Origin of the sequence: Streptomyces sp. NPDC007905 (assembly GCF_042959345.1) — a bacterium.
GTDB lineage: Bacteria > Actinomycetota > Actinomycetes > Streptomycetales > Streptomycetaceae > Streptomyces.
The window spans coordinates 47,771-70,955 of the sequence record NZ_JBIBKS010000031.1 but is presented as its reverse complement, the minus strand read 5'-3'; the positions used below and the strand labels follow the sequence as shown (position 1 = coordinate 70,955).

The 23,185-nt window shown below is 70.1% G+C and carries 24 protein-coding genes; 11 read left to right on the top strand and 13 right to left on the bottom strand.

Annotated elements, in window-relative coordinates:
- Positions 1 to 124 precede the first annotated feature (124 nt).
- Entirely contained in the window at positions 125 to 433 is a 309-nt protein-coding gene (locus ACFZDC_RS36860; protein WP_014673544.1) for a hypothetical protein, read from the bottom strand.
- Positions 434 to 759: 326 nt separating this feature from the next.
- Entirely contained in the window at positions 760 to 1,374 is a 615-nt protein-coding gene (locus tag ACFZDC_RS36855) for a WHG domain-containing protein (protein WP_391330781.1), read from the bottom strand.
- Positions 1,375 to 1,472: 98 nt separating this feature from the next.
- On the opposite strand from ACFZDC_RS36855, the gene ACFZDC_RS36850 reads away from it, so the two are divergent.
- The gene (locus ACFZDC_RS36850) at positions 1,473 to 2,399 is read left to right on the top strand and encodes an oxidoreductase (RefSeq protein WP_391330779.1); all 927 of its coding nucleotides are present in this window, start codon (positions 1,473 to 1,475) and stop codon (positions 2,397 to 2,399) included.
- A gap of 42 nt (positions 2,400 to 2,441) precedes the next feature.
- Here the strand turns inward: ACFZDC_RS36850 and ACFZDC_RS36845 are convergent, their stop codons facing one another.
- Positions 2,442 to 2,753 (bottom strand): DUF397 domain-containing protein, encoded by a 312-nt coding sequence (locus tag ACFZDC_RS36845; protein WP_391330777.1) that lies wholly within the window; start codon positions 2,751 to 2,753, stop codon positions 2,442 to 2,444.
- 9 nt (positions 2,754 to 2,762) lie between these two features.
- On the bottom strand, positions 2,763 to 3,614 hold the full coding sequence (locus ACFZDC_RS36840) for a Scr1 family TA system antitoxin-like transcriptional regulator (protein WP_391330775.1): 852 nt from the start codon (positions 3,612 to 3,614) through the stop codon (positions 2,763 to 2,765).
- Positions 3,615 to 3,802: 188 nt separating this feature from the next.
- Between ACFZDC_RS36840 and ACFZDC_RS36835 the strand changes: the two genes are divergently transcribed.
- From ACFZDC_RS36835 to ACFZDC_RS36820, 4 genes are all read left to right on the top strand, one after another.
- Positions 3,803 to 4,243 carry an ATP-binding protein gene (locus ACFZDC_RS36835; protein WP_391330773.1) on the top strand — a complete coding sequence of 147 codons (441 nt, stop codon included), beginning with the start codon at positions 3,803 to 3,805 and terminating at the stop codon, positions 4,241 to 4,243.
- A 184-nt stretch (positions 4,244 to 4,427) separates the two neighbouring features.
- Positions 4,428 to 5,198 (top strand): trypsin-like peptidase domain-containing protein, encoded by a 771-nt coding sequence (locus ACFZDC_RS36830; RefSeq protein WP_391330771.1) that lies wholly within the window; start codon positions 4,428 to 4,430, stop codon positions 5,196 to 5,198.
- 456 nt (positions 5,199 to 5,654) lie between these two features.
- On the top strand, positions 5,655 to 6,656 hold the full coding sequence (locus tag ACFZDC_RS36825; RefSeq protein ID WP_391330769.1) for an NlpC/P60 family protein: 1,002 nt from the start codon (positions 5,655 to 5,657) through the stop codon (positions 6,654 to 6,656).
- A gap of 230 nt (positions 6,657 to 6,886) precedes the next feature.
- Positions 6,887 to 7,591, top strand: a complete 705-nt coding sequence (locus tag ACFZDC_RS36820; RefSeq protein WP_391330767.1) for a phosphatase PAP2 family protein — start codon at positions 6,887 to 6,889, stop codon at positions 7,589 to 7,591.
- Between the two features lie 73 nt (positions 7,592 to 7,664).
- Here the strand turns inward: ACFZDC_RS36820 and ACFZDC_RS36815 are convergent, their stop codons facing one another.
- Positions 7,665 to 9,224 (bottom strand): FAD-binding protein, encoded by a 1,560-nt coding sequence (locus ACFZDC_RS36815; protein WP_391330766.1) that lies wholly within the window; start codon positions 9,222 to 9,224, stop codon positions 7,665 to 7,667.
- A 323-nt stretch (positions 9,225 to 9,547) separates the two neighbouring features.
- On the opposite strand from ACFZDC_RS36815, the gene pstS reads away from it, so the two are divergent.
- From pstS to pstB, 4 genes are all read left to right on the top strand, one after another.
- On the top strand, positions 9,548 to 10,678 hold the full coding sequence (gene pstS, locus ACFZDC_RS36810) for a phosphate ABC transporter substrate-binding protein PstS (protein ID WP_391330793.1): 1,131 nt from the start codon (positions 9,548 to 9,550) through the stop codon (positions 10,676 to 10,678).
- A gap of 138 nt (positions 10,679 to 10,816) precedes the next feature.
- Positions 10,817 to 11,824, top strand: a complete 1,008-nt coding sequence (gene pstC / locus ACFZDC_RS36805) for a phosphate ABC transporter permease subunit PstC (RefSeq protein ID WP_391330764.1) — start codon at positions 10,817 to 10,819, stop codon at positions 11,822 to 11,824.
- Positions 11,821 to 12,882, top strand: coding sequence for a phosphate ABC transporter permease PstA (pstA, locus tag ACFZDC_RS36800; protein ID WP_391330762.1), 1,062 nt, complete (start codon positions 11,821 to 11,823; stop codon positions 12,880 to 12,882). The genes pstC and pstA overlap by 4 nt, the downstream gene beginning before the upstream one ends.
- Positions 12,883 to 12,934: 52 nt before the next feature.
- Positions 12,935 to 13,711: a phosphate ABC transporter ATP-binding protein PstB gene (gene pstB, locus ACFZDC_RS36795; protein WP_391330760.1), complete on the top strand. Its 777-nt coding sequence runs from the start codon at positions 12,935 to 12,937 to the stop codon at positions 13,709 to 13,711.
- A 140-nt stretch (positions 13,712 to 13,851) separates the two neighbouring features.
- Here pstB and ACFZDC_RS36790 read toward each other — a convergent pair whose 3' ends face one another.
- Both ACFZDC_RS36790 and ACFZDC_RS36785 read right to left on the bottom strand, forming a co-directional pair.
- A complete protein-coding gene (locus ACFZDC_RS36790) occupies positions 13,852 to 14,850 on the bottom strand; it encodes an inorganic phosphate transporter (protein WP_391330759.1) in 999 nt (332 codons plus the stop codon).
- Positions 14,851 to 14,857: 7 nt separating this feature from the next.
- The gene (locus ACFZDC_RS36785; RefSeq protein WP_093476565.1) at positions 14,858 to 15,478 is read right to left on the bottom strand and encodes a DUF47 domain-containing protein; all 621 of its coding nucleotides are present in this window, start codon (positions 15,476 to 15,478) and stop codon (positions 14,858 to 14,860) included.
- A 205-nt stretch (positions 15,479 to 15,683) separates the two neighbouring features.
- Here ACFZDC_RS36785 and ACFZDC_RS36780 point away from each other — a divergent pair, with 205 nt between their 5' ends.
- Positions 15,684 to 15,989, top strand: a complete 306-nt coding sequence (locus ACFZDC_RS36780; protein ID WP_391330756.1) for a metal-sensing transcriptional repressor — start codon at positions 15,684 to 15,686, stop codon at positions 15,987 to 15,989.
- 19 nt (positions 15,990 to 16,008) lie between these two features.
- Here the strand turns inward: ACFZDC_RS36780 and ACFZDC_RS36775 are convergent, their stop codons facing one another.
- Both ACFZDC_RS36775 and ACFZDC_RS36770 read right to left on the bottom strand, forming a co-directional pair.
- Positions 16,009 to 16,176 (bottom strand): hypothetical protein, encoded by a 168-nt coding sequence (locus tag ACFZDC_RS36775; protein WP_391330797.1) that lies wholly within the window; start codon positions 16,174 to 16,176, stop codon positions 16,009 to 16,011.
- Positions 16,177 to 16,277: 101 nt separating this feature from the next.
- Positions 16,278 to 17,156: a hypothetical protein gene (locus ACFZDC_RS36770; protein ID WP_391330754.1), complete on the bottom strand. Its 879-nt coding sequence runs from the start codon at positions 17,154 to 17,156 to the stop codon at positions 16,278 to 16,280.
- 142 nt (positions 17,157 to 17,298) lie between these two features.
- Here ACFZDC_RS36770 and ACFZDC_RS36765 point away from each other — a divergent pair, with 142 nt between their 5' ends.
- The gene (locus ACFZDC_RS36765; protein WP_391330753.1) at positions 17,299 to 17,472 is read left to right on the top strand and encodes a hypothetical protein; all 174 of its coding nucleotides are present in this window, start codon (positions 17,299 to 17,301) and stop codon (positions 17,470 to 17,472) included.
- Between the two features lie 247 nt (positions 17,473 to 17,719).
- Here the strand turns inward: ACFZDC_RS36765 and ACFZDC_RS36760 are convergent, their stop codons facing one another.
- From ACFZDC_RS36760 to mshD, 4 genes are all read right to left on the bottom strand, one after another.
- The gene (locus ACFZDC_RS36760) at positions 17,720 to 18,133 is read right to left on the bottom strand and encodes an NUDIX domain-containing protein (protein ID WP_391330751.1); all 414 of its coding nucleotides are present in this window, start codon (positions 18,131 to 18,133) and stop codon (positions 17,720 to 17,722) included.
- A gap of 18 nt (positions 18,134 to 18,151) precedes the next feature.
- Positions 18,152 to 19,327 (bottom strand): CHAD domain-containing protein, encoded by a 1,176-nt coding sequence (locus tag ACFZDC_RS36755; protein ID WP_391330750.1) that lies wholly within the window; start codon positions 19,325 to 19,327, stop codon positions 18,152 to 18,154.
- Complete coding sequence (locus ACFZDC_RS36750; protein WP_391330749.1) at positions 19,308 to 21,662, bottom strand: RNA degradosome polyphosphate kinase; 2,355 nt, start codon at positions 21,660 to 21,662, stop codon at positions 19,308 to 19,310. Before ACFZDC_RS36750 ends, ACFZDC_RS36755 begins: the two co-directional genes overlap by 20 nt.
- A 523-nt stretch (positions 21,663 to 22,185) precedes the next feature.
- Positions 22,186 to 23,112, bottom strand: a complete 927-nt coding sequence (gene mshD / locus ACFZDC_RS36745) for a mycothiol synthase (RefSeq protein WP_391330747.1) — start codon at positions 23,110 to 23,112, stop codon at positions 22,186 to 22,188.
- Positions 23,113 to 23,185 lie beyond the last annotated feature (73 nt).

The following is a 23,185-nucleotide window of genomic DNA, read 5'->3' as shown; positions in this document are numbered from 1 at the left end:
GCTGGTTCCCGCGCGGGCGCGGTGTGGTGACTCGACATCAGGGAAACGCAACCTCAGCCGGTGGGCACGACGGGTGGGTGGGGTGGAGGGGGACGACCGGGCGTGCCCGGGAGGAGAGGGGGCGTCAGACCGCCATGCCGTACACGATCGTGAACAGTGTGCCCAGTGAGCCGATGATGAAGACCCCGGTGAGGCCGGCGATGATCAGGCCCTTGCCCTGCTCCGCGCTGAAGGTGTCCCGGAGGGCCGTCGCGCCGATCCGCTGCTTGGCGGCACCCCAGACCGCGATGCCGAGGCAGAGCAGGATGGCCACGGCCATCACCACCTCGATCATCACCTTGGCCTCGTTGCCCAGGCTGCCGAAGGGGCCCCAGTCCGGAGCGATCCCGCCGATGATGGTGTTGATGTCTCCCTTGTCGGCCGCAAAGAGCATGTAAGTCACCGCCCCTGGTGGGTAGTTCCGCGTGGCCCCTGCGGTGTGCAGAGGTCAGGCCTCATTCTCGCCGAAAACGTCGCCGTCGTATGTCGACTTGACGTCATTGACTGGCGGGTTTCGTGCGAATGGCCCGTACCGTCACTCTGTGTATCACGGCAGGTCACGCCGGGCAACGAGGTCGGAGCGGAACCTGTTGTGCGGTTCCGTCGTTGACCTCCTTTACGGCCTGGCGCGGTTTCTGACGGCAGGTCGGGTGAGGCGTCGAGACGATGTTCTCACGGGCGGGTTGCGAAGGACGGGGCCGGCCCCCGGCGTTGGGCGTCTCAGCGGGGCTTGAGTCCGTGCAGCAGCAGGTGTACGTGCTCGTCCAGGCCGGCCAGGGCCTCGTTCGCCTCCAAGGCGCAGCTGGCGATGAGAGCGGCCAGGCCGTGCAGGTTGGCGGCGGCGACCATGGTGATGCGTTCGGGATCGCCCTGGACGATCTCGCCCCGTTCCTGCGCCTCGGCGAACATCCGGGTGAGGGAGCCGAGGGACTGGTCGACGGCCGCCGCGAGCTGTGCGGAGCTGTCGGGGCGGTGCTTGCGGGCGAACATCAGCTCCAGGAGTTCCGGATTCTCGACGGCGAAGCCGAGGTAGGCGCGTGCGAGCGCCGTCATCCGCTCCTCGAAGCCCAGGCCGGGCCGCGCGGCGGCGGCCCCGAGGGCCTGGTTCAGCCGCTCGTACCCGTCCAGGGCCAGGGCGTCGAGCAGGGCCTGCTTGTCCTTGAAGTGCCGGCCGGGGGCGGCGTGGCTCACCCCGAGGTCGCGGGCCAGCTCGCGCAGCGACAGGGCGCCGGCCCCCTTCTCGCGCAGGGTGCGCTCGGCGCTCTTGAGCAGGGCGGCGCGCAGGTCTCCGTGGTGGTAGGGGCGACTCGTGGGCGACGGGGACATGCGCGACATGCGCACCATCGTATCCCGATGTTGACGGCGTCAATATAGTTGCCATTGCCACCATTGTTGTCATTGACATCATTGTTGTCGATGCCTACATTAGGCGCATGGCTGATAAGACCGACGCGCGCGCCGCGCGCAAATGGAACCCGACCCACCTCCCCGACCTGTCCGGCCGTACGGCCGTGATCACCGGCGCCAACAGCGGCCTCGGCTTCGCGACCGCCGAGGCGCTGGCCCGGGCGGGCGCGCATGTGGTGTTCGCCGTACGGGACCTCGAGCGCGGTGGCGCCGCCGCGGTGCGGGTGGGCGGCAGCACGGAGGTGCGGCGCCTTGACCTGGCCGACCTGGACTCCGTGCGAGAGTTCGCCGCCTCCTGGGACCGCCCGCTGGACCTGCTGATCAACAACGCCGGCGTGATGATGCTGCCGGAGCAGCGCACCGAGCAGGGCTTCGAGATGCAGTTCGGCACGAACCACCTCGGGCACTTCGCGCTGACGAACCTGCTGCTGCCGTACGTCACGGACCGGGTGGTGACGGTGTCCTCCGGCCTCCACCGCGGAGGCGACGGCGTGATCCACTTCGACGACGTGAACCTGAGGGGGCGCTACTCCCCGACCCGCGCCTACTGCCAGTCCAAGCTGGCCAACCTCCTGTTCACGCTGGAACTGCAGCGCCGCCTGACGGAGGCCGGCTCACCCGTACGCGCCCTGGCCGCCCATCCCGGCTACGCGGCCACCAACCTCCAGAGCCACGCCGCGAACCCCTTCGCGCGGGCGTTCATGGTGGTCGGCAACAAGTTCCTCGCCCAGGACGACAGGTCCGGCGCGCTCCCGACGCTCTACGCGGCGAGCCAGGACCTGCCCGGAGCGGCGTACGTAGGGCCCGACGGCCTCGGTGAGATGCGGGGTGCCCCGACGCTGGTCGGCCGCAGTGCGGCGGCGAGCGATCCGGAGGCGGCACGGAGGCTGTGGGCCCTGTCGGAGGAGCTGACCGGCGTCGCGTGGGGGCTCACGGCGGCTGAAATGTCGTAACTGCGGTGTTGGGTGCGGACCGCCTGCGTGTGCCGGTACGCCTCATTCCGCGAAGTGGTCGAACTCCCCCGCCTGCACGCCGAGCACGAAGGCGTTCCACTTGCGGCGGTCGGTGGTGACGACGGTGTCCGCGGACCGGAGGTGGAGGGGGGCGTTGTCGCCGGCGCCCGTGGGGGCGGGTGCCTTTTTGAGCGCGGCGAGGAGGGCACGGAAGGAGTCGGGGGCGACGCTGAGTATTGCTCCGCTGGGGTCGGCGGATTCCGTGAGGTGGATCGTTTCGGCGGTGGCGGCTACGTGGACGCAGGACTCTCCTTCGCCGCAGTACGAGGACTTCTGCCAAGGGGTGGAGTACATGTCTCCCTCTCACAGGGTCTGGATGATGTTGTGGACGAGGGCCCGTGACTCCAACTCGATGAGGCTGAGGGCCATCAGGCGGTCGAAGATCCTGCGGTACTTGGCGAGCTGGGCCTCGGCGTCCAGCAGGACGATGCCGTGAGCCTGGTCGAGTTGAACGGTGTCGAGTTCCGGTACTGGGCCGTGGACGTAGTAGATGGGCTGTCCGGCGCCGGGGTAGCCGCCGGCGGTGAACGGGATGACGTGGAGGGAGATGTTCGCGTGCTCGCTCATCTTGAGCAGGTGCTTGAGCTGCTGCCTGGCGACGTCACGACCGCCGAATCTCATGTGCAGCGCTGCCTCGTGGATGATCGCTTGATACGGGACGGGATCCTTGCGAAAGAGCACCGCCTGCCGCTTGATGCGGAACGAGGCCCGGTGCTCCAGCTCCGGCGGTGACAGTTCGGGCACGACCTGGCGGAACACCTCGCGGGCGTGGTCGAGCGTCTGGAGCAGGCCGGGGATGCCGGAGGTGTGGGCGGTGCGCAGCGCGGTGCCGTGGTGTTCCAGTTCGGCCAGGTCCAGCAGCCCGGACGGCAGGATGCCCCGGTACTCCTCCCACCAGCCGCGCTTTCGTTCCCCGGTCATCCCGGCGATCGCCTCGACGAGCTGCTTGTCGGCGCAGTCGTACTGGCAGGCCAGGGTGCGTACGCGGTCCGCGCTCACGTGAAGGCGTCCCGCCTCCATGTTGCTGACCTGGGCCTGCTTGATGCCGAGGAGTCGAGCAGCCTCCGTCGACGTCAGGCCCGCACGCTCGCGCAGTCTGCGCAGCTCGGCGCCGAAACGGAGTTGACGTGCCGTCGGGTTGGTCCTCACGGGCATGCCCGCCGCTCCTCTGTACTGCCTGTCACCCACACAGGTGGTTGCAGAATTTATTGCTCCGATTGGGATGAAGAATATATTCCCGAGTCGCTACGTTGAGCTCGGCGCCGCACCCCCAGAAGCGCACCGCCCGACAGGGCGGCAGGCCACTGGGTGTCAAGCAACTCCCCCAGTGATCGGAGACTTCCATGCCCACCGTATCCCCGCCCTGGACCTACACCCTCCAACTCCCGCACGATCCACGCGCACCGGGGATCGCCCGAGCCACCCTCCGTACCGTCCTCGCCGCGCACGGCCTCTCCGCGCTCACCCCGACCGCTGAACTCCTGGCAGCCGAACTCCTCGCCAACGCGCATCTGCACACCACCGGCCCCTACGCCCTCCGCCTCCTCGGGCGGGAACCGGGCCGACTGCGCATCGCCGTATGGGACACCGACCCCCGCGTCCCGCTGGGCTTCACCAAGGGCGAGGCGGGCGCCGTGGCCCCGGACGACGCGGAAACCGGACGCGGCCTGCATCTCGTACGGGCCTGCGCCCAGTCGTGGGGGGCCTCGGTGCTGCGGGAGCTGGGCGCGTCGAAGGGCGGGAAGCTGCTGTGGGCGGAGTGCCGAGGGAGTGACTCGGCGTGACGAGTGAGGAGACGGGAGAGGAACCCGCACAGTACGGTGATCCGATGCCGTGCCGGACGTGCGGGGACGGAGAGCGACGCCTTCCGGTCCACGGAGACACCTGGCGCCCATTGGGAGGGTTCACAGGTAAATCTCAGTGAAGTCGGGGCGGGTTTCTCACCTTCCTGGGGAAGAGTGACGCCTGATGAAGCGCATCTCACGCATCTGGCTCACCTCGCGCCCCGCCCTGGCGTGTGCCGTCGTGACGCTCGCCCTCGCCTCGGCCTCCGTGGCCGCCGCCGATGACGGGCCGGGACCTTTCGGGGTCACCGCCGAGACGGTCGCGACGCAGCAGAGCGCGCGGGTCGGCGCGCTCTCCGGCGCGGACCGGGTCGGCAGGCCGGCCGGCGGGCACTTCTGCACCGCCTCCGTCGTCCACAGTCCGCAGCGCAGTCTCCTCGTCACCGCCGCGCACTGTGTGGACGGGGACGACGGCGACCTGGTGTTCGTGCCGGGGTACCGGGACGGGCGGGCGCCGTACGGGGTGTGGAAGGTGGGGAAGCGGTTCCTGCCCGAGGGGTGGGCCAAGGGGCAGCACGAGGACAGTGACGTGGCGTTCGCGTACGTCGACGAGCTGGGCGGGAAGCGGATCGAGGACGTGGTCGGCGGCAATCGGTTCGCCACCGGCACGGCCACCGGAGCCACCGCCGTGACCGTCACGGGGTACCCGGACTCGCGCAAGGTGCCCATCAGCTGCACCAACAAGCCGGTCCGGCACAGCCGTACGCAACAGCGGATCGACTGCCCGGAGTTCACCGGCGGCACCAGCGGCAGCCCCTGGGTGAACGGTGACCGGCAGGTCGTCGGGGTCCTCGGCGGGCACGAGAAGGGCGGCTCCACCGCGGACACCTCGTACAGCGTGGTACTGGGCGCCGAGGCGGCCGAGTTGTACAAGGACGCGACGGCCGACCCCTGAGCCCGTCCGCGCAGCGGGCAGAAGGCGGCTGCCGTGGAGGTCGTGACCCCACGGCAGCCGCTGCGCGCGCGTCGCTCGGACGGCCGGTGGACCGCCGGCACCGGCGCGGGCTTCCCGGCCGCCGACGAACCGCGTGCCGACGAACCGCGCGACGGGGCTACCCGCGCCAGGGCTACCCGCGTCGGGACTACCCCGCGCGGGACTACCCCGCGCTCGGCCATTCGGGTCACCCTCTCCGCCTTCCTCCGCATGCAGCACGGCTGCGACGTCCACAGCCGGTGCGCCGATCCCACCCAGTGGTGGGCCGGGTTGCGCGACGTCGTCCTGGCCGGATTGTGCGATTGGCGGGCACCCCGACGGGACAGGGTCCGACCAGGGCCGGTCACGGCCGGCTCCGGGACTCGCGGCCGTAGACTGACGCCCGGCGTACTCCCGGGTGGCGAGGGGCGGTTGACGGTGCGTAAGGCGTGGATCGCGGTTGCTGCCGGTGTCGGTGGTGCGCTCGCGTTCGTGATGCTGCTCGTCGTCGGCGTGTACGTCGTCGCAGGGAACCTCGTCAACAGCGTCACCGCGGGCAGCCGCGGGCTCGCCAAGGGAGCCGTGCCGGCCGCCTACAAGCAGCTCGTGCAGCAGTGGGGCAACCTGTGCCCGGCGCTCAGCCCGGCCCTGCTCGCCGCCCAGCTGTACCAGGAGAGCGGCTGGAACCCGACCGTCGTCAGCCCGGCCGACGCGCGCGGCATCGCCCAGTTCATCCCGGCCACCTGGGCGACCCACGGCATCGACGGCAACGGCGACGGCAAGCGCGACATCTGGGACCCGAATGACGCGATTCCGTCGGCCGCGTCGTACGACTGCGAACTCGCCAAATACGTCAAGGACGTTCCCGGCAACGTCTCCGACAACATGCTCGCCGCCTACAACGCGGGCGCCTACCGGGTCATCAGGGCGGGCGGGGTTCCGGGCATCAGCGAGACGCAGAACTACGTCAAGCGGATCCGCAGCCTGGAGAAGAGCTTCGCCGCGCCGGTCCGGCGGATCGACCCCACCCGGCAGGCCGCGGGCGCCATCGCCTTCGCCCAGAGCAAGCTGGGCACGCCCTACCTCTGGGGTGGCAACGGCACCGCCGACCAGGGCGGACGCTTCGACTGCTCGGGCCTGACCAAGGCCGCGTACGAGAAGGTGGGCATCACCCTGCCCCGGGTCGCCAACGACCAGTACAACGCCGGCCCGCACCCCTCCCGGGACCAACTGCTCCCGGGCGATCTCGTCTTCTTCTCCGACGACCTCACCGACTCGCGGGCCATCCGGCACGTGGGGATCTACGTGGGCGGCGGATACATGGTCGACGCGCCGCGCTCGGGTGCCGTGATCCGGTTCGACCCGGTCGACACTCCCGACTACTTCGGTGCCACGCGGGTCACCGAAGATGGCGCGAAAGCGCTGCCCACAACGGTGTGAACCGAGCGTGAACCCGCCCCCTGAGCTGCGGAGATGAGTCTCTCTTCGATAACGTCTGCGTGATCATTCGGTGGAGAGTGGAACGTATGAATGGGGGCTGTGCGTTCCTGTTGACGTAGCCGAGCGGACGTCAGTGCGGCAGTGCAGCGGAAGCGGATCTACACACCACGGGGGGCCGGCGCGACGCACACGAGGTGCGTCCGGGAAAACGACGAAGGGGCCGCAGCACCATGGCTGTACTCGCCGAATCCGGTTCGAACCCCGACGTCGACCTGCTCTACGACATCAATGGCCTGGCCAAGGACGCGCCGCACTGGTTCGACCGGGTCATGGAGTTCGTGGGCGAGTACGGCCTGTTGCTCGCGATGGTGCTCCTGGTGCTGTGGTGCTGGTGGTCGGTACGCCGCCGGGGTGACGAGGACGCCGCGTCCTCGGCGGCCGCCCTGGTGTGGGCCCCGCTCGCGGCCGGCATCGCGGTGCTGGTGAACGTCCCGATCCGCGGCTTCGTCGAACGCCCCCGCCCCTTCGTCGACCACCAGGGCCTGGACGTCCTCGTCTCCGGCAAGACCGACTTCTCCTTCGTCAGCGACCACGCGACGGTCACGATGGCACTGGGAGTGGGGCTCTTCGTCGCCAACCGCCGCTTCGGCGCCGCGGGCATCGGGCTGGCGCTGCTGGAGGGCTTCTGCCGGGTGTACATGGGCGTGCACTACCCGACCGACGTCGTCGGAGGGTTCGCCCTCGGTACGGCTGTCGCCCTGCTCCTGTCCCCCTTGGCCATGGCCCTGCTGACCCCGCTGATGAAGGCCGTGGAGCGGTCGCGGCGGGCGGGTTGGCTGGTGCGCAGTCGTGCGGCGGCCGACGGGCGGAACAACACGTTGCTGCCCGGTGCCCGCAAGCCGGTGGAGTCCGGGGAGAAGGATCTGGCCGCGTAGCCCCGAAGGGGCGTGAGGGAACCGCGCGACCGGCTCCCACGCGCCCGCGGCCGGGGCCGGACCGCGGTCGCCCCTACAGACCCTGCTGGTACGAGAAGAACCGCTCCGGGTCGTACTGCTTCTTCACCGTGCCCAGACGGGTGGCCGCGTCCCCGTAGTAGGCCTTGCGCCAGTTCGTGAGCGTCGGGTCCGTGTAGTTCTGGTAAGCCGCGCCGGAGGCGTACGGCTTCATCGCGTTGTGGGCCGAGGTCAGCCACGACTGGGCCGTACCGCCAAAGGATCCCGCGCCCCAGGAGGCGATGTACTGCGCCAGCATCCGGGAGCGGCGGTGGACGAACGCCGTCGCCGTGGGGGAGACCCGGTTGATCGCGCCGCCCAGCGCCGTGAACGCGATGCTGCCCGCACCGCCCCGGACGGAACCGATCTGCTTGAGCAGGGTCTGGATGCCCGCCGAGGACAGGGAGCGGTCGAAGAAGTCGGAGCGGGCCGCGTAGGTCTCGCGGCCCAGGGCGCCCTGCGGGGAGCGGCCCGGAGTGGAGCCCGGCAGGTGGCACTGGGCGTCCGTGGAGAAGGAGGAGCAGCCGGCGTAGATCTCCATCGCCTCCTCGTAACCCCGGCGCCGCAGGGACACGGTCCTGGCGTTGGCGCCCGCCTTGTGCGCCAGGCGGTCCACCGCGTTCTGCAGTTCGCCGTAGGTGCCGAGGGAGAAGCAGGCCACGGAGATGGTGGGCGTGCCGCCCGGCGTGCTCGACAGGTGCAGCGAGGACCAGATCTCGTCGGGCTGGGCCGGGCCCCACTCCTGCCAGGCCTTGAAAACGGCCGCGGCCCTGGACCAGGACCACGTCATGTACGCGGTCACCGCCTGCGGCGCCGGGTGGGTCCGGAACTGCAGCTCGGTCACGACGCCGAAGTTGCCGTTGCCCGCGCCGCGCAGCGCCCAGAAGAGGTCGGGGTGGGATGTGGCGTTCGCGGTGACCTGGGTGCCGTCCGCCGTGATCACGGTGGCCTGGGTGAGGCTGTCGCAGGTCAGGCCGTAGGCGCGGGAGGCGACGCCGTGGCCGCCGCCGAGGACCAGGCCGGAGACCCCGACCGTGGGGCAGGAGCCCGCCGGTATGGTCACGCCCTTCGCGCCCAGCGCCCGGTAGACGTCGATCAGCTTGGAGCCGGCGCCCACCACCGCCTGCCCGCCGCTCACGCGGACGCGGTTCAGCTTGGACACGTCGAGGATCAGCCGGTTGTCGCCCGAGGAGTAGCCGGCGTAGGAGTGGCCGCCGTTGCGTATCGCCACTCGTATCCCGTGGGATTGGGCGTACGCCAGGGTCGTACGGATGTCGTCGGAGTGGGCGACGTAGGCGACCGCGGCCGGCTTGAGGCCGTCGAAACGGGTGTTGTACAGCTGGTGGGCCGTCTTCCAGGTGGCGTCGCCGGGGCCCACCAGGGGGCCGTCGAGGTCGCGGGCGAGGGCCGCCCAGTTCGCGGCGGCGGCCTGGCTGGTGGTCTTCAGCGCCGTACCCGAGGATGAAGACGAGTGCGCCGAGACACCGGCGGACGCACCCGGGCCAGAACTGCACCCGGTCAGCGCGGTCGCCGCCAACGCGGCCGCGCCGCCCGAGATGAACGTACGCCGTTCCATGTCTGTCGCCTTTCCTCGGCTCTCCTGGAACGAGACGACGCCGTGCACACAGGGGTTCCCTTGAACAGGAGAGCGAACATCGTATAAGCGTCTGCGCAACCCGGTCGTCGGAACCTTTGCGTGTTCTCCCCGTAAGCATTCCGTGACCTCACCAGGTCGACGGCAGGGGTTCACCCGCCGTTCACTTCCGGCCATCGGCGGCTTCACCTGTTCTGCCTAATTTCGGCCGTGCACGGTGCGGAGTGCGGCCATACATGCGCTCACGCATCCTCACGACTTCGCACGCCGCCGACAGCGGCGGCTCCTGGAAGGAACTCCCGAAAGTGAAGCTTCAGCGCAAGAACCGGCTGCGCGCCCTCTCTCTCGGTGCGATCGCCGTCTCCGGCGCCCTGGCCCTGACGGCGTGCGGCTCCGACGACAACGGCAACACCAACGCGGGCGGCAAGTCGACGGCCTCGGCCGGCGCCGGCTCGATCAAGTGCGACAACGCCAAGGGTCAGCTGCTGTCCGACGGCTCTTCCGCGCAGAAGAACGCGATCGACGCGTGGGTGAAGAACTTCTCCCAGGCCTGCGGCGTGCAGATCAACTACAAGGCGGGCGGCTCCGGTGCCGGTGTCACCGCGTTCACGCAGGGCCAGATCCCCTGGGCCGGCTCCGACTCCGCGCTCAAGCCCGAGGAAGTCGCCGCCACCAAGAAGGTCTGCAACGGCGGTCAGGGCATCGACCTGCCGATGGTGGGCGGCCCGATCGCCGTCGGCTACAACGTGAACGGCGTCGACAACCTGGTTCTGGACGCGCCGACGATCGCCAAGATCTTCGACAGCAAGATCACCAAGTGGAACGACCCCGCGATCAAGAAGCTGAACCCCAGCGCGAAGCTTCCCGACCTGAAGATCCAGGCCTTCCACCGCGCGGACGACTCCGGCACCACGGACAACTTCACCAAGTACCTGATCGCCACCACCCCGGACAACTGGAAGTACTCCGGCGGCAAGTCCTGGCAGGCCAAGGGCGGCCAGTCCGCGCCGCAGTCCTCCGGTGTGGCCCAGCAGGTGAAGCAGACCAACGGTGCCATCGGCTACTTCGAGCTGTCCTACGTCGGTGACGGCGTCAAGGCCGTCAGCATCGACACCGGCGCCTCCTCGCCGGTCGCCCCCAGCACCGACAGCGCCACCAAGGCCATCGCGGACGCCAAGATCGTCGGCACCGGCAAGGACCTGTCGCTGCAGATGAACTACAAGACCAAGGCCGACGGCGCCTACCCGGTCACCCTCGTCACCTACGAGCTCGTCTGTGACAAGGGCAACAAGGCGGACACCCTGCCCGCCGTCAAGGCCTTCCTCACCTACATCGCGAGCGAGGACGGCCAGAAGGTCCTGACGGAGAACGACTACGCCCCGATCCCCGACGAGATCATCGCCAAGGTCCGCACCACCATCGCCGGCCTGAGCTGACCTGATCCGAGAGTGCGGCCCGGTTCCTCCCGGGGCCGGGCCGCACCGTCCGGTGCACCGCCGCCCGGAGCCGCGACCTCCTGAGGGAGTGGCTCCATCGAGCCGCCCACACCGCGGCTCCGCAGACCGGAGAACCCGATGGACATATCGACCCAGAAAACCGATGCACCTCCCCCCACGCCCCAGCCGAGCCCGACCGAGCAGAAGCGCAACGCCCGCGGCGCGAACCGCCCCGGTGACCGCATCTTCCTCGGCCTGTCCCGCGGCTCGGGCATCCTGCTGCTGGTGATCATGGCCGCGATCGCGGTCTTCCTCACCTACCGCGCCACCCTCGCGATCAGCAAGGACCACGGGAACTTCCTGACCACCTTCGAGTGGAACACCAACCTCAACCCGCCGGTCTTCGGCATCGCGGTACTGGCCTTCGGCACGATCGTCTCCTCGATCATCGCCATGGCCCTCGCCGTGCCGGTCGCCGTCGCGATCGCGCTGTTCCTCACGCACTACGCCCCGCGCAGGCTGAGCGGTCCCATCGCCTACGTGATCGACCTGCTCGCCGCCGTGCCGTCCATCGTCTACGGCCTGTGGGGCGCCCTGATCCTCGTCCCGCACATGCAGGGCCTGTACGGCTGGCTGAACGACTACCTCGGCTGGACCGGCGTCTTCTCCTGGGACGGCGGCGCCCCCCGCGCCATGCTCACCGTCGGCATCCTGCTGGCGATCATGATCCTGCCGATCATCACCAACGTGAGCCGCGAGGTCTTCCGCCAGGTCCCGCGGATGCACGAGGAGGCCGCGCTCGCCCTCGGCGCCACCCGCTGGGAAGTTGTCCGCATGGCGGTGCTGCCCTTCGGCCGCTCCGGCGTGATCTCCGCCTCGATGCTCGGCCTCGGCCGCGCCCTGGGCGAGACCATGGCCGTCGCCACCGTGCTCTCCCCGAGCTACGACATCCAGGCCAGCCTGCTCAACCCGGGCGGCGGCACCTTCGCCCAGAACATCGCCAGCAAGTTCGGTGAGGCCACCGAGCAGGGCCGGGACGCGCTGATCGCCTCCGGTCTGGTGCTCTTCGTCATCACCCTGCTGGTCAACGGCGCGGCCCGTGCGATCATCGCCCGCCGCAAGGAGTACTCGGGGGCCAACGCATGAGCACCGCAGCCGTCACCGACAAGCGCCCCAGCACGCTGCGGGCCGCCAGCCTCCCGAAGTGGTCGCCGTGGGCCATCGCCGCCGGCGCGCTCGCCCTCGGGATCGGCATCAGCTTCGCCGCCGGCCTGCACAGCAAGGTCCAGTGGGGCCTGATCGCCGGGATCCTCTTCCTCCTCGGCACCTACGGCATCGCCGCCCGCGTGGAGGGCCGCCGCCAGGCCAAGGACCGCATCGCCACCTCGCTCGTGTGGGTCGCCTTCCTGGTCGCCGTCGTCCCGCTGGTCTCCCTGGTCTCGGTGACCATCTCCCGCGGTGTGAAGGTCCTCAACGTCTACTTCCTCACCCACTCCATGGGTGTCGTCGCCGACTCCGAGCCGGGCGGCGGCATCTACCACGCGATCATCGGCAGCCTGGAGCAGGTCGGCCTCGCCACCCTCATCGGCGCCCCGATCGGCGTGCTCACCGCCATCTACCTGGTGGAGTACGGGCGCGGTCGCCTCGCTCAGGCGGTGACGTTCTTCGTCGACGTCATGACGGGCGTCCCGTCGATCGTCGCCGGTCTGTTCATCCTGAGCCTGATGCTCATCTTCAACATGCAGCCGTTCGGCTTCGCCGGTTCGCTGGCCCTGGCCATCCTGATGATGCCGGTCGTCGTCCGCTCCACCGAGGAGATGCTCAAGCTCGTCCCCAACGAGCTGCGCGAGGCCTCGCTGGCGCTCGGTGTGCCGAAGTGGCGGACCATCCTGAAGGTGGTCGTACCGACCTCCATCGGCGGCATCGTCACCGGCATCATGCTCGCCGTCGCCCGTATCGCGGGCGAGACCGCGCCGATTCTGCTGCTGGTGTGGGGCAACACCTTCATCAACAACAACCCCTTCGAAGGTGCGCAGCAGGCGCTGCCGCTGTACATCTACCAGCAGTACGCGAACAGCTCGGGTTCCACCGCGGCCTACGACCGCGCCTGGGCGGCATCGCTCACGCTGATCGCGTTCGTGATGTTCCTCAACCTGGTGGCCCGCGGGATCGCCCGCTGGAAGGCCCCGAAGACCGGTCGCTGAGTCGCGGCCAACCCGGCGACTGATCAAGACTTAACCGGAAGTGAAGTAGACAATGGCCAAGCGAATCGACGTCAGCGGACTCACCGCCTACTACGGCTCCCACAAGGCGATCGAAGACATCTCGATGACGGTCGAGCCGCGCTCGGTGACGGCGTTCATCGGGCCGTCCGGCTGCGGCAAGTCGACGTTCCTGCGCACGCTGAACCGCATGCACGAGGTCACCCCGGGTGGCCGTGTCGAGGGCAAGGTGCTGCTGGACGACGAGGACCTGTACGGCGCCGGCGTCGACCCCGTGTCGGTGCGGCGCGAGGTCGGCATGGTGTTCCAGCGCCCCAACCCGTTCCCCACGATGTCGATCTTCGACAACGTGGCGGCGGGGCTGCGTCTGAACGGCAACTACAGGAAGAGCGAGCTGAGCGACATCGTCGAGAAGTCGCTCAAGGGCGCGAACCTCTGGAACGAGGTGAAGGACCGCCTGAACAAGCCGGGCTCCGGCCTGTCGGGTGGTCAGCAGCAGCGTCTGTGCATCGCGCGGGCGATCGCTGTCGAGCCGAAGGTCCTCCTCATGGACGAGCCCTGCTCGGCGCTGGACCCGATCTCGACCCTGGCCATCGAGGATCTGATCGGTCAGCTGAAGGAACGGTTCACGATCGTCATCGTGACGCACAACATGCAGCAGGCGGCGCGCGTGTCGGACCGTACGGCCTTCTTCAACCTGGCGGCCGTGGGCCAGCCGGGGCGGCTGGTCGAGATCGACGACACCGAGCGGATCTTCTCCAACCCGTCGGTCCAGGCGACGGAGGACTACATCTCCGGCCGCTTCGGCTGATCCCCAGAACCCCTCGCGGTGCTGCATGGCGGTGCCACCGCGAGGACGCAGAAGGGCCCGCCCCTGGCTCCCGGGGGCGGGCCCACTGCGTTCCTGCCGTCGTTCCTGCCGTCGTTCCTGCCGTGAGGCGAACGCTCAGGTCACAGCACGGTCAGGTCGATGATTCCGAAGGCCGCCGCGGCGACCAGGGCGGCTGCCGGCATCGTGATGAACCAGCCCATGACGATGTTCTTGGCCACGCCCCAGCGGACGGCGTTCACCCGCTTCGTCGCGCCCACACCCATGATCGCCGAGGTGATCACGTGGGTGGTCGAGATCGGAGCCTTGAAGAGGTACGCCGTCGCGAACATGATCGAAGCGCCCGTCGTCTCGGCCGCGAACCCCTGCGGCGGGTCGAGTTCGATGATCTTGCGGCCCAGCGTGCGCATGATGCGCCAGCCACCGGCGTACGTGCCCAGCGACAGCATCGCCGCACAGGCGATCTTCACCCACACCGGGATCGGGTCGCCGTAGGTCCCATGGCCGGAAATCACCAGCGCCATCACCACGACACCCATCGTCTTCTGGGCGTCCTGCAGACCGTGACCGAGGGCCATGCCGGCCGCCGAGACGGTCTGCGCTATGCGGAAGCCCCGCTTGGCCTTGTGCGGGTTGGCTCGGCGGAAGAGCCAGAGGATCGCCGTCATGACCAGGTAGCCGACGATCAGACCGACGACCGGGGACAGGAACATCGGGATGATGACCTTGTCGATGACGCCGTTCCAGAGCACCGCCGTGCCGCCCGCCAGCGCGGCGCCGACCAGGCCGCCGAACAGGGCGTGGGAGGACGAAGAGGGCAGGCCGAAGTACCAGGTGATCAGGTTCCAGATGATCGCGCCGACGAGGGCCGCGAAGAGGATGGCCAACCCCTTCGAGCCCTGGGGCGTCTCGATCAGGCCCTCGCTGACGGTCTTGGCCACCCCGGAGCCCAGGAAGGCGCCCGCGAGGTTCATCACCGCCGCCATGGCGAGAGCCGCCCGCGGGGTCAGCGCCCGCGTCGACACCGACGTCGCGATGGCGTTCGCGGAGTCGTGAAAACCGTTTGTGTACGTGAAGAAGAGCGCGACCGCGATGGTCACGAGCAGGGCGAAGGTGTCCATCGACGCCTCAGGACTCCTTGACGGCGATGGTCTCCACCGTGTTCGCCACGTGCTCGAACGCGTCCGCCGCCTCTTCCAGGACGTCCACGATCTGCTTGAGCTTGAGCACCTCGATCGCGTCGTACTTGCCGTTGAAGAGCTGGGCCAGCAGCTTGCGGTGGATCTGGTCCGCCTGGTTCTCCAGACGGTTCACCTCGATCCAGTACTCGGTGAGGTTGTCCATCGTGCGGAGGTTCGGCATGGCCTCCGCCGTCAGCTCGGCCGCCCGGGCCAGCACCTCGATCTGCTGCTCGACGCCCTTCGGCAGTTCCTCGACGTTGTAGAGGACGACCAGGTCGACGGCCTCCTCCATGAAATCCATGATGTCGTCCAGGGAACCGGCGAGGGTGTAGATGTCCTCGCGGTCGAAGGGCGTGATGAACGAGGAGTTCAGCTGGTGGAAGATCGCGTGCGTGGCGTCGTCACCTGCGTGTTCCGCGGCCCGCATACGCTCTGCGATCTCGGCCCGGGCGGAGGAGTCCGCCCCGAGCAGTTCCATCAGGAGTTTCGAGCCGGTGACGATGTTGTCCGCGGACGCGGCGAACATGTCGTAGAAGCTCGTCTCCCTGGGGGTCAGACGAAAGCGCACGTGGGGTCCTCGGGGTGCTTCGGTTTCGGTCAGGCTGATGCTAGGGGCAACATCCGGCCACGGCTATCGGGCCGTCTCCCAGTGTCGCGCATCGGACACAGTGATCAGCACGGGGGCGTACCTAGGGGTCCCTACCCCGTAAAATTCGTTACCATATACCCACTAGGGGTATGTTTCGCAGCTCGTCCCGAGATGGAGGCCCGCGATGACGACGACCGAGGCCGGCGCCACGCACGGTTACCACAAGCACAAGGACGAGCACCTCAAGCGACTGCGCCGGATCGAGGGTCAGATCCGCGGGCTCCAGCGCATGGTCGACGAGGACACCTACTGCATCGACATACTCACCCAGGTGTCCGCCTCCACCAAGGCCCTGCAGTCCTTCGCCCTGCAGCTGCTGGAGGAGCACCTGCGGCACTGCGTCGCGGACGCGGCCCTCAAGGGCGGCGACGAGATCGACGCGAAGGTGGACGAGGCCACGAAGGCGATCGGCCGGCTGCTGCGCACCTGAGCCCTCGGCCCCGGCACGGTCACACTTCGGCGGATTCCCGCTCCTCGGCCACCCGCAGCACCTCGTCGATGCTCTCCGTGCTCAGCCGGTCCTCGGCGGCCGAGGCGGCGATGATCAGCTCTCCGCACAGCTCGATCTCAGCGAGGGCCACGTGGTCCTGAACTGCCGTACCGCCGACCGGAGCCACGTGCATCACCTCGTCTCTGCCGTCACCGGCTTCCTAGAGTAGGCAGCGCTCCACACACCGCGCATGGCACGGACGGGCTAGTTCGGAGGTGGGGTCCGTGACTAGTGTCCTGGCCGGTTCTCGGTCCCGCTGTCGGCGATGCGGCCCGCGTAGATGTCCTTCGGGCTCGGCAGGCGTACGTCCACGGGGGTGCCGAAGTCGTACAGCAGGGTGATCGAGGCAACCGCCACGGCGGTCTTCGAACGGCCGTTGACGAAGCTGAAGTGCTGGCGCAGCTTGCGGATGCGGCCCCGGTCGTCCAGGTAGGCGTCGAACGGAACCTCGGCCGTGGCGAAGCCTTTCGCCGCCGCTCGCAGGGGTGCCTTGTCGTCCGCCGAGACGGACTTGGCCGCGCGGGACAGATCGGCCGTACCGCGGTAGTGCCGCACCTGGGTCCCGCCGACCTCTGTCCGCCCCACGTACGTCGCCGTACGCGTCCCGCGCAGCACTTCCGCGGCGGTGTACGGGTCCGTCGCGCCGCCGGTGACGAGGTTGCCGTCGGACAGGGTCGCGGTCTCCACCTGCACCCACTTGTCGGCGGGCACCCCCGCGCCCCGGTTCTTCATGAACAGGGCGCCCGGGGCGAGGAGCTCGGTGATGGGCCGGTGCTCGGCGGTCCCCGCCGGATCCTCCGGCAGCACGACGGTCAACTGCCCGAGCCTGCGCCGGTAGTCGTAGACGCCCTTGCCGCGGATGGTGACCCGGGTGCCGCCGGTCGCCATCTCCATGGACGTGGTGGCCTTGGAACTGCCCGCGCCGCGTAGCGTGCCGGCGGCCTGCCGCAGGGCGGCCACCGGGTCGCCGCCCGCGCCGCTCACGCCCTCGGCCGCGACCCCGCTGGCCGAACACCCCGTGGTGGCCGCCCCGAGTCCGACCGTGATCCCCAGGATCCCCACCGCGACGACCGTCCTGCCCGACCGCCTGTGCTGCCGCCGATCCATCGCCTGCCTACCCCCAGCCGGTACGTCCGTCACGGGCCCCCTGTCGTTCCGGTTAACGACGAGTAGCGGGCGCCGTCACGCACTGCCCAAGGCTGGGATAGACATACAAACCCTTGACCGCGGTGTCTGTAACGTTGTCCCCGTGGCGCAGCAGGACGGGCCGGAGCGAGCCCGGCAGGGGCAGGAGCACCTCACGACGACGACCGAGCAGGGCCGTTTCTGTACGGCCCGCTGTACCTGTGGCTGGCGCGGCCCGGCCCGCCGGGCGCGCAGTCAGGCCAGAACGGACGCGGAGGGCCACGCGGCGGCCCTGTGAGGCGCCCGGTGCGGCGCCGGCGGCGATCTCAGGTCCCCGTGTCCCGGGCGGCGGTGAGGACCTTCAGCGCACGCTGGGCATGCGCTGCTTGCGTGCCGTGTCCATGCCGTCTCCGCCGTGAGCGCCGGCTTTCCTGCGAGTGCGCCGAGTGGGAGGTCAGTGCCAGGTGGTGCGGACACATCCCAGCAGAACCGGCCGTCGCACAGACGACACTCAGGTGATCATTCCCTCGGCGTTCGCCCTTCCGCTACATGCGTTCGAATGGCCGGACGAGGGCGTCCACGAGGTCGCGGTCGCGGGGCTGGGTCAGGCGGTCCCGGGCCGCGGCGGGGGAGAGCCACAGGATCCGGTCCACCTCGTCGTTCGGGGCGAAGTGGCCGGAGACCGCCTCGGCCGCCCAGTAGCGCACCTGCTTGGGCCGGCCGTTGGCCAGGTAGCGCATGGTCGGCAGCTCGTTCCCGGGCTCGGCTGAGTACCCCGTCTCCTCCGTGACCTCGCGCAGGGCGCCCGTGAGCGGGTCCTCGCCCCGCTTGAGCTTGCCCTTCGGGTGGGACCAGTCGTCGTACTTCGGCCGGTGGACCAGGCAGATCTCCAGCTCGCCGGCCACCGGTGAGCGGCGCCACAGCACGCAGCCCGCCGCCTGGACCAAGGTGTCGTTCACACCGCCTCCTCGGGTGGGTCAGGGCGCGTTGACCGTCTGCTTCCGCCACGCCTGCTGGAAGGCGAACCTGGCCGCCTCCACCTCGTGCCGCTGGTCGGCGTGGAGCACGCCGAGCGCGTACGCCGTCGCCGGCGCGATGCGGGGCGTACGGGCCGCCTGCGCGGCCGCGGCCGCCGCCTCCGAGGCGTCCCGGTGCCGGTTCAGGGCCTGGCCCGCGGTCAGCAGGCGTACGTCCACGGGCGTTCCCCCGAGCTCTCGGCTTCGTTCGAGCGGGGAGGTACCCCCACCGCCGAACAGCACCTCCTGGGCGTAGCGGTGCAGGCGCAGCAGCAGGCGGACCTGGTGCCAGGGGCCGTCCTGGGGATGCGGGGACGGATCCGGGGACAGGCCGTGGACCAGGGCCTCGGCGTTGTAGGGGTGTCCGGCGGTGAGCAGGGGCAGGGCGTTGACGGAGTCCGTGAGGCGTTCCTCGGCGGCGGCGGCGAGGGGGCGCAGGCCGGTGGTGGGGGCGGTGGGGGTGAGGGGCACCTCACTGGCGAGTACGGCGACTTTGTCGGCGACCGCGTGGAAGCGGGAGGAGCCGAGGGCCTGCAGGGCTGTGGAGTGGGCGCGCGTCCGGGCCAGCGTCAGCTGGCGTTCCAGCAGGGCGCCGGCTTTCGCCGCGCCGACCGTCAGGCTGCCGCGTTCCGGCGTGGGCGCCGGGTGGGCGGGGCCACTGGTGTGGGCAGGCGCCGTTTTCAGGGGACCGGGTGCCGCCCCGGCGCCACGACCGCCCGCGGCCGAGTCGGCAACGCCGACGGTCACCGAGGTCACGGTCTGCACGGGCAGCGCCGCGGAGCCCGACAGCCGGTGCAACGCCAGCAGCAACCTCTCCAGACGGGAGGCGTAGGCGTGCTCCAGGCCCAGTGTGCCCGACAGCCACGCCAGTTCCGGGCGCATCTCCTCCGACCAGTCCGGGTCCAGCAGCGGGCGGAAGGTGTGCAGGCTGCCGCTGATGCGGCGGGCCGAGCGGCGCAGGGCCCGGGCCGCGTCGACGGACTCCTCCGCGCCGTGGGCCGTACCGCCACCCGTCTCGCGGTGCAGGCGCAGCGCGCGGAGGAACTCCGTGGCCTGGGCGCGCAGGTAGCCGGCGAGTGCCTCCCCCGTCACCTCCGAGGCCGTGGGGTCCGTCGGGTCAAGGTGTTGCTGTGCCACGCCGGCGCCTCCGGGCGTCTATGAGCATCTCCTGAACGTTGCGCAGCGGCTGTCCGTCCGCGTCGGTCGCGTGCCGGGTCCACTCGCCGTCGGGGCCGAGGTGCCAGGAGGCCGTGGTGTCGGACATGCCGGTGTCGAGCAGCCGGTTCAGGGCCGCCCGGTGGCCGGGGTCGGTGACCCGGACCAGGGCCTCTATCCGGCGGTCGAGGTTGCGGTGCATCATGTCGGCGCTGCCGATCCACACCTCGGGTTCGCCGCCGTTGCCGAAGGCGAAGACCCGGGAGTGTTCGAGGAACCGACCCAGGATCGAGCGGACCCGGACGTTCTCCGACAGGCCCGTGACGCCCGGGCGGACGGCGCAGATGCCACGCACCCAGATGTCGACCGGCACGCCCGCCTGGGACGCCCGGTAGAGCGCGTCGATCACCGCCTCGTCGACCATCGAGTTGACCTTGATGCGGACGAAGGCCGGACGGCCCGCACGGTGGTGCTGCGCCTCCTTGTTGATCCGCGCGATCAGACCGTCCCGCAGGGACCTGGGGGCGACCAGCAGGCGGCGGTAGGTCTCGCGGCGCGAGTAGCCGGAGAGGCGGTTGAAGAGGTCGGAGAGGTCCGCGCCCACCTGGGGGTCGGCGGTGAGCAGGCCCAGGTCCTCGTACAGCCGGGCCGTCTTCGGGTGGTAGTTGCCCGTGCCGACGTGGCTGTAGCGCCGGAGCGTCTCGCCCTCCTGGCGGACCACCAGGGACAGCTTGCAGTGCGTCTTCAGGCCGACCAGGCCGTACACGACATGGCAGCCGGCCTCCTCCAGCTTGCGCGCCCACTTGATGTTGGCGTGCTCGTCGAAGCGGGCCTTGATCTCGACCAGGACCAGGACCTGCTTGCCGGACTCGGCGGCGTCGATGAGCGCGTCGACTATGGGGGAGTCGCCGGAGGTGCGGTACAGCGTCTGCTTGATGGCGAGCACGTCCGGGTCGGCCGCCGCCTGCTCCAGGAAGGCCTGGACGGAGGTGGAGAACGAGTCGTACGGGTGGTGCAGCAGCACGTCGCGGGCGCGCAGGGCCGCGAAGATGTCCGGCGCGGACGCGGACTCGACCTCGGCCAGGTCGCGGTGGGTGCCCGCGATGAACTTCGGGTACTTCAGCTCCGGGCGGTCGAGGCTGTGGATGCGGAAGAGGCCGGTGAGGTCCAGGGGGCCGGGGAGCGGGTACACCTCGGCCTCGGAGATCTTCAGCTCGCGGACCAGCAGGTCCAGCACCTCGCGGTCGATGGACTCCTCGACCTCCAGACGCACCGGCGGCCCGAAGCGGCGCCGCATGAGTTCCTTCTCCAGGGCCTGCAGGAGGTTCTCGGCGTCGTCCTCCTCGACCTCCAGGTCCTCGTTGCGGGTGAGCCGGAAGGCGTGGTGCTCGAGCACCTCCATGCCCGGGAACAGCTCCTCCAGGTGCGCGGCGATGACGTCCTCCAGCGGGACGTACCGGCCGGGCGCGGCCTCCAGGAAGCGGGAGAGCAGCGGCGGCACCTTCACACGTGCGAAGTGCTTGTGGCCGCTGACCGGATTGCGCACGACGACGGCCAGGTTCAGGGACAGGCCGGAGATGTACGGGAACGGGTGCGCGGGGTCCACGGCCAGCGGGGTCAGGACCGGGAAGATCTGGTGCCGGAAGAGCGTGAAGAGGCGCGCCTGCTCCTTCTCGGTCAGCTCGTTCCAGCGGACCAGGTGGATGCCCTCCTCCGCGAGCGCGGGGGCGACGTCCTCGTGGTAGCAGGCGGCGTGCCGGGCCATCAGCTCGCGCGAGCGGGCCCAGATCATCTCCAGCACCTCGCGCGGCTGGAGGCCGGAGGCCGAGCGGGTGGCGACACCCGTCGCGATGCGGCGCTTCAGACCGGCCACCCGGACCATGAAGAACTCGTCCAGGTTGCTGGCGAAGATCGCCAGGAAGTTCGCGCGCTCCAGCAGGGGCGTGTTCGGGTCCTCTGCCAGTTCCAGGACGCGCTCGTTGAAGGCGAGCCAGCTGCGCTCCCGGTCGAGGAAGCGGCCCTGCGGCAGTGGTTCCCCGTCGGCCTGCGACTCCTCGTACGCGTCGAGGTCGGCATCGATATCGGGTTCGAGGTCGGACACCACCGCGGCCACGGCGTGCTGGCGGTGCGCGGCTATGGAGCCCACGGAGGGCTGGACGTGCTGGACCTCTGCCTGCGTGTTTTGCTGACTCATAAACCCATTCTTCCGCGCCAGGGGCGAGACAGGCGCGTCGGAACGTGCGGGCGGGACCGTCACGGCCCCGTTCCCCGCGGGCCCCTCGGGGGGCGGCGAAGGCTCTGGCACGGCGGGCTTCATTGGCCGAGCGTCGCAAGTCCGTCTGAATCGATGGTTACGGAGACATGACGTGCGGGATATCGGGGGGCGGCCCCAAGGCGTCGCGGTCGCGAAAGCGACGCTCCCGGCCGGCCGCCCGGCCCCATGGCAGCGTGAACGCTCCGGTGGCGGCGAGCACGGTCGGAGCGAGGACGAGGCAGGTCGCCGTCAGGTCTCCGACACCCGGGGTGACCACCGTGCCGGGAGCAGCACGGGTCGCGTACGGCGGAGCGGCAGGGGCGCCGGGCACGAGCCCGGCGAGGGCCAGGGCGGCGGTGGGGCCGTGTGCCTCGAAGGCCCGGAGGTCGCAGCAGCACTTGCCGGGGTCGATGCGGCCCCCCTGCCTCCGCGGCCCGGGCGGGGTGGTGCAGCCGGAAGAGCAGGCGGGCCGGACGGTGCGGGCGGCCGCCGGGACGGCCGGACCGCCGGTGGGCGGGCCGGGGCAGGACAGGGGCGGCCGTCAAGGGGCCGCCCCTTCGCCGGCACGTCCGGGTGCAGGCGTTCCTCAGGTCTCGGTGCGGTACATCAGGTCGGTCTCGTGCGTCCCGAATCCCAGCCGTTCGTACACCGACACCGCCGCGTTGTTGTCCGCGTCGACGTACAGCATCGCGGTGGGCAGACCCTGCGCGGCCAGGTGGCGCAGGCCGATCGTGGTGAGGGCCTTGCCGAGCCCGCCGCCCTGCTCGCCCGGGCGCACCCCGAGCACGTACACCTCGCCGAGCCCCTCCTCGGCGTGCACCTTGGTCCAGTGGAAGCCGACCAGCTCCCCGCGCCGCTCGGCGAGGAAGAACCCGGCCGGGTCGAACCACGGCTGGGCCTTGCGGTCGTCCAGGTCCCGCTGGGTCAGCGAGCCCTGTTCGGGGTGGTGCGCGAAGGCGGCCGCGTTGACGGCGAGCCAGGCCGCGTCGTCCTTGCCCGGCACGAAGGCGCGCACGGTCACGCCCTCCGGCAGCGTCGGCGCGGGCAGCTCCAGGTCGGTCAACGACCGCCGCATCTGGCGCAGTTCGCGGAACAGGGTCAGCCCCAGGACCTGGGCGAGGTGCCGGGCGGCGGAATGCCCGCCGTGCGCCCACATCCGCAGCCGCTTGCCGGAGGCGGCGAGCAGCGCCGAGCCCAGCGCCCGCCCGTGTCCGTGCCCGCGGTGCGTGGGATGGACGACCAGTTCGGCGGCCGGGGCCTCCACCGGGTCGGTGTCCTCCAGCTGGGCGTAGCCGACGAGTTCGCCCCCGACGGTCAGCAGCAGATGGGAGACGCCCGCGCGGGCGCCCCCGCGCAGTTGCAGCCGCCCCTGCTCGGACACCGGCTGCTGCCCGTCGACGCGGGCGGACTCGGTGAGCAGTCCGAGCACGGCCTCGGCCTGGTCCGGGTCGAGCGCGGAAAAGGTCTCGATGGAGCGGGAGGGGAAGGGCCGTACGGCGTCGTCGCTGCTCATGCGTACGAGGGTACGGGTCGGCCGGGGTGAAGTGCCGACAGCGCAGCGAGTAAAGGAATCGGCAAAGGGAAAC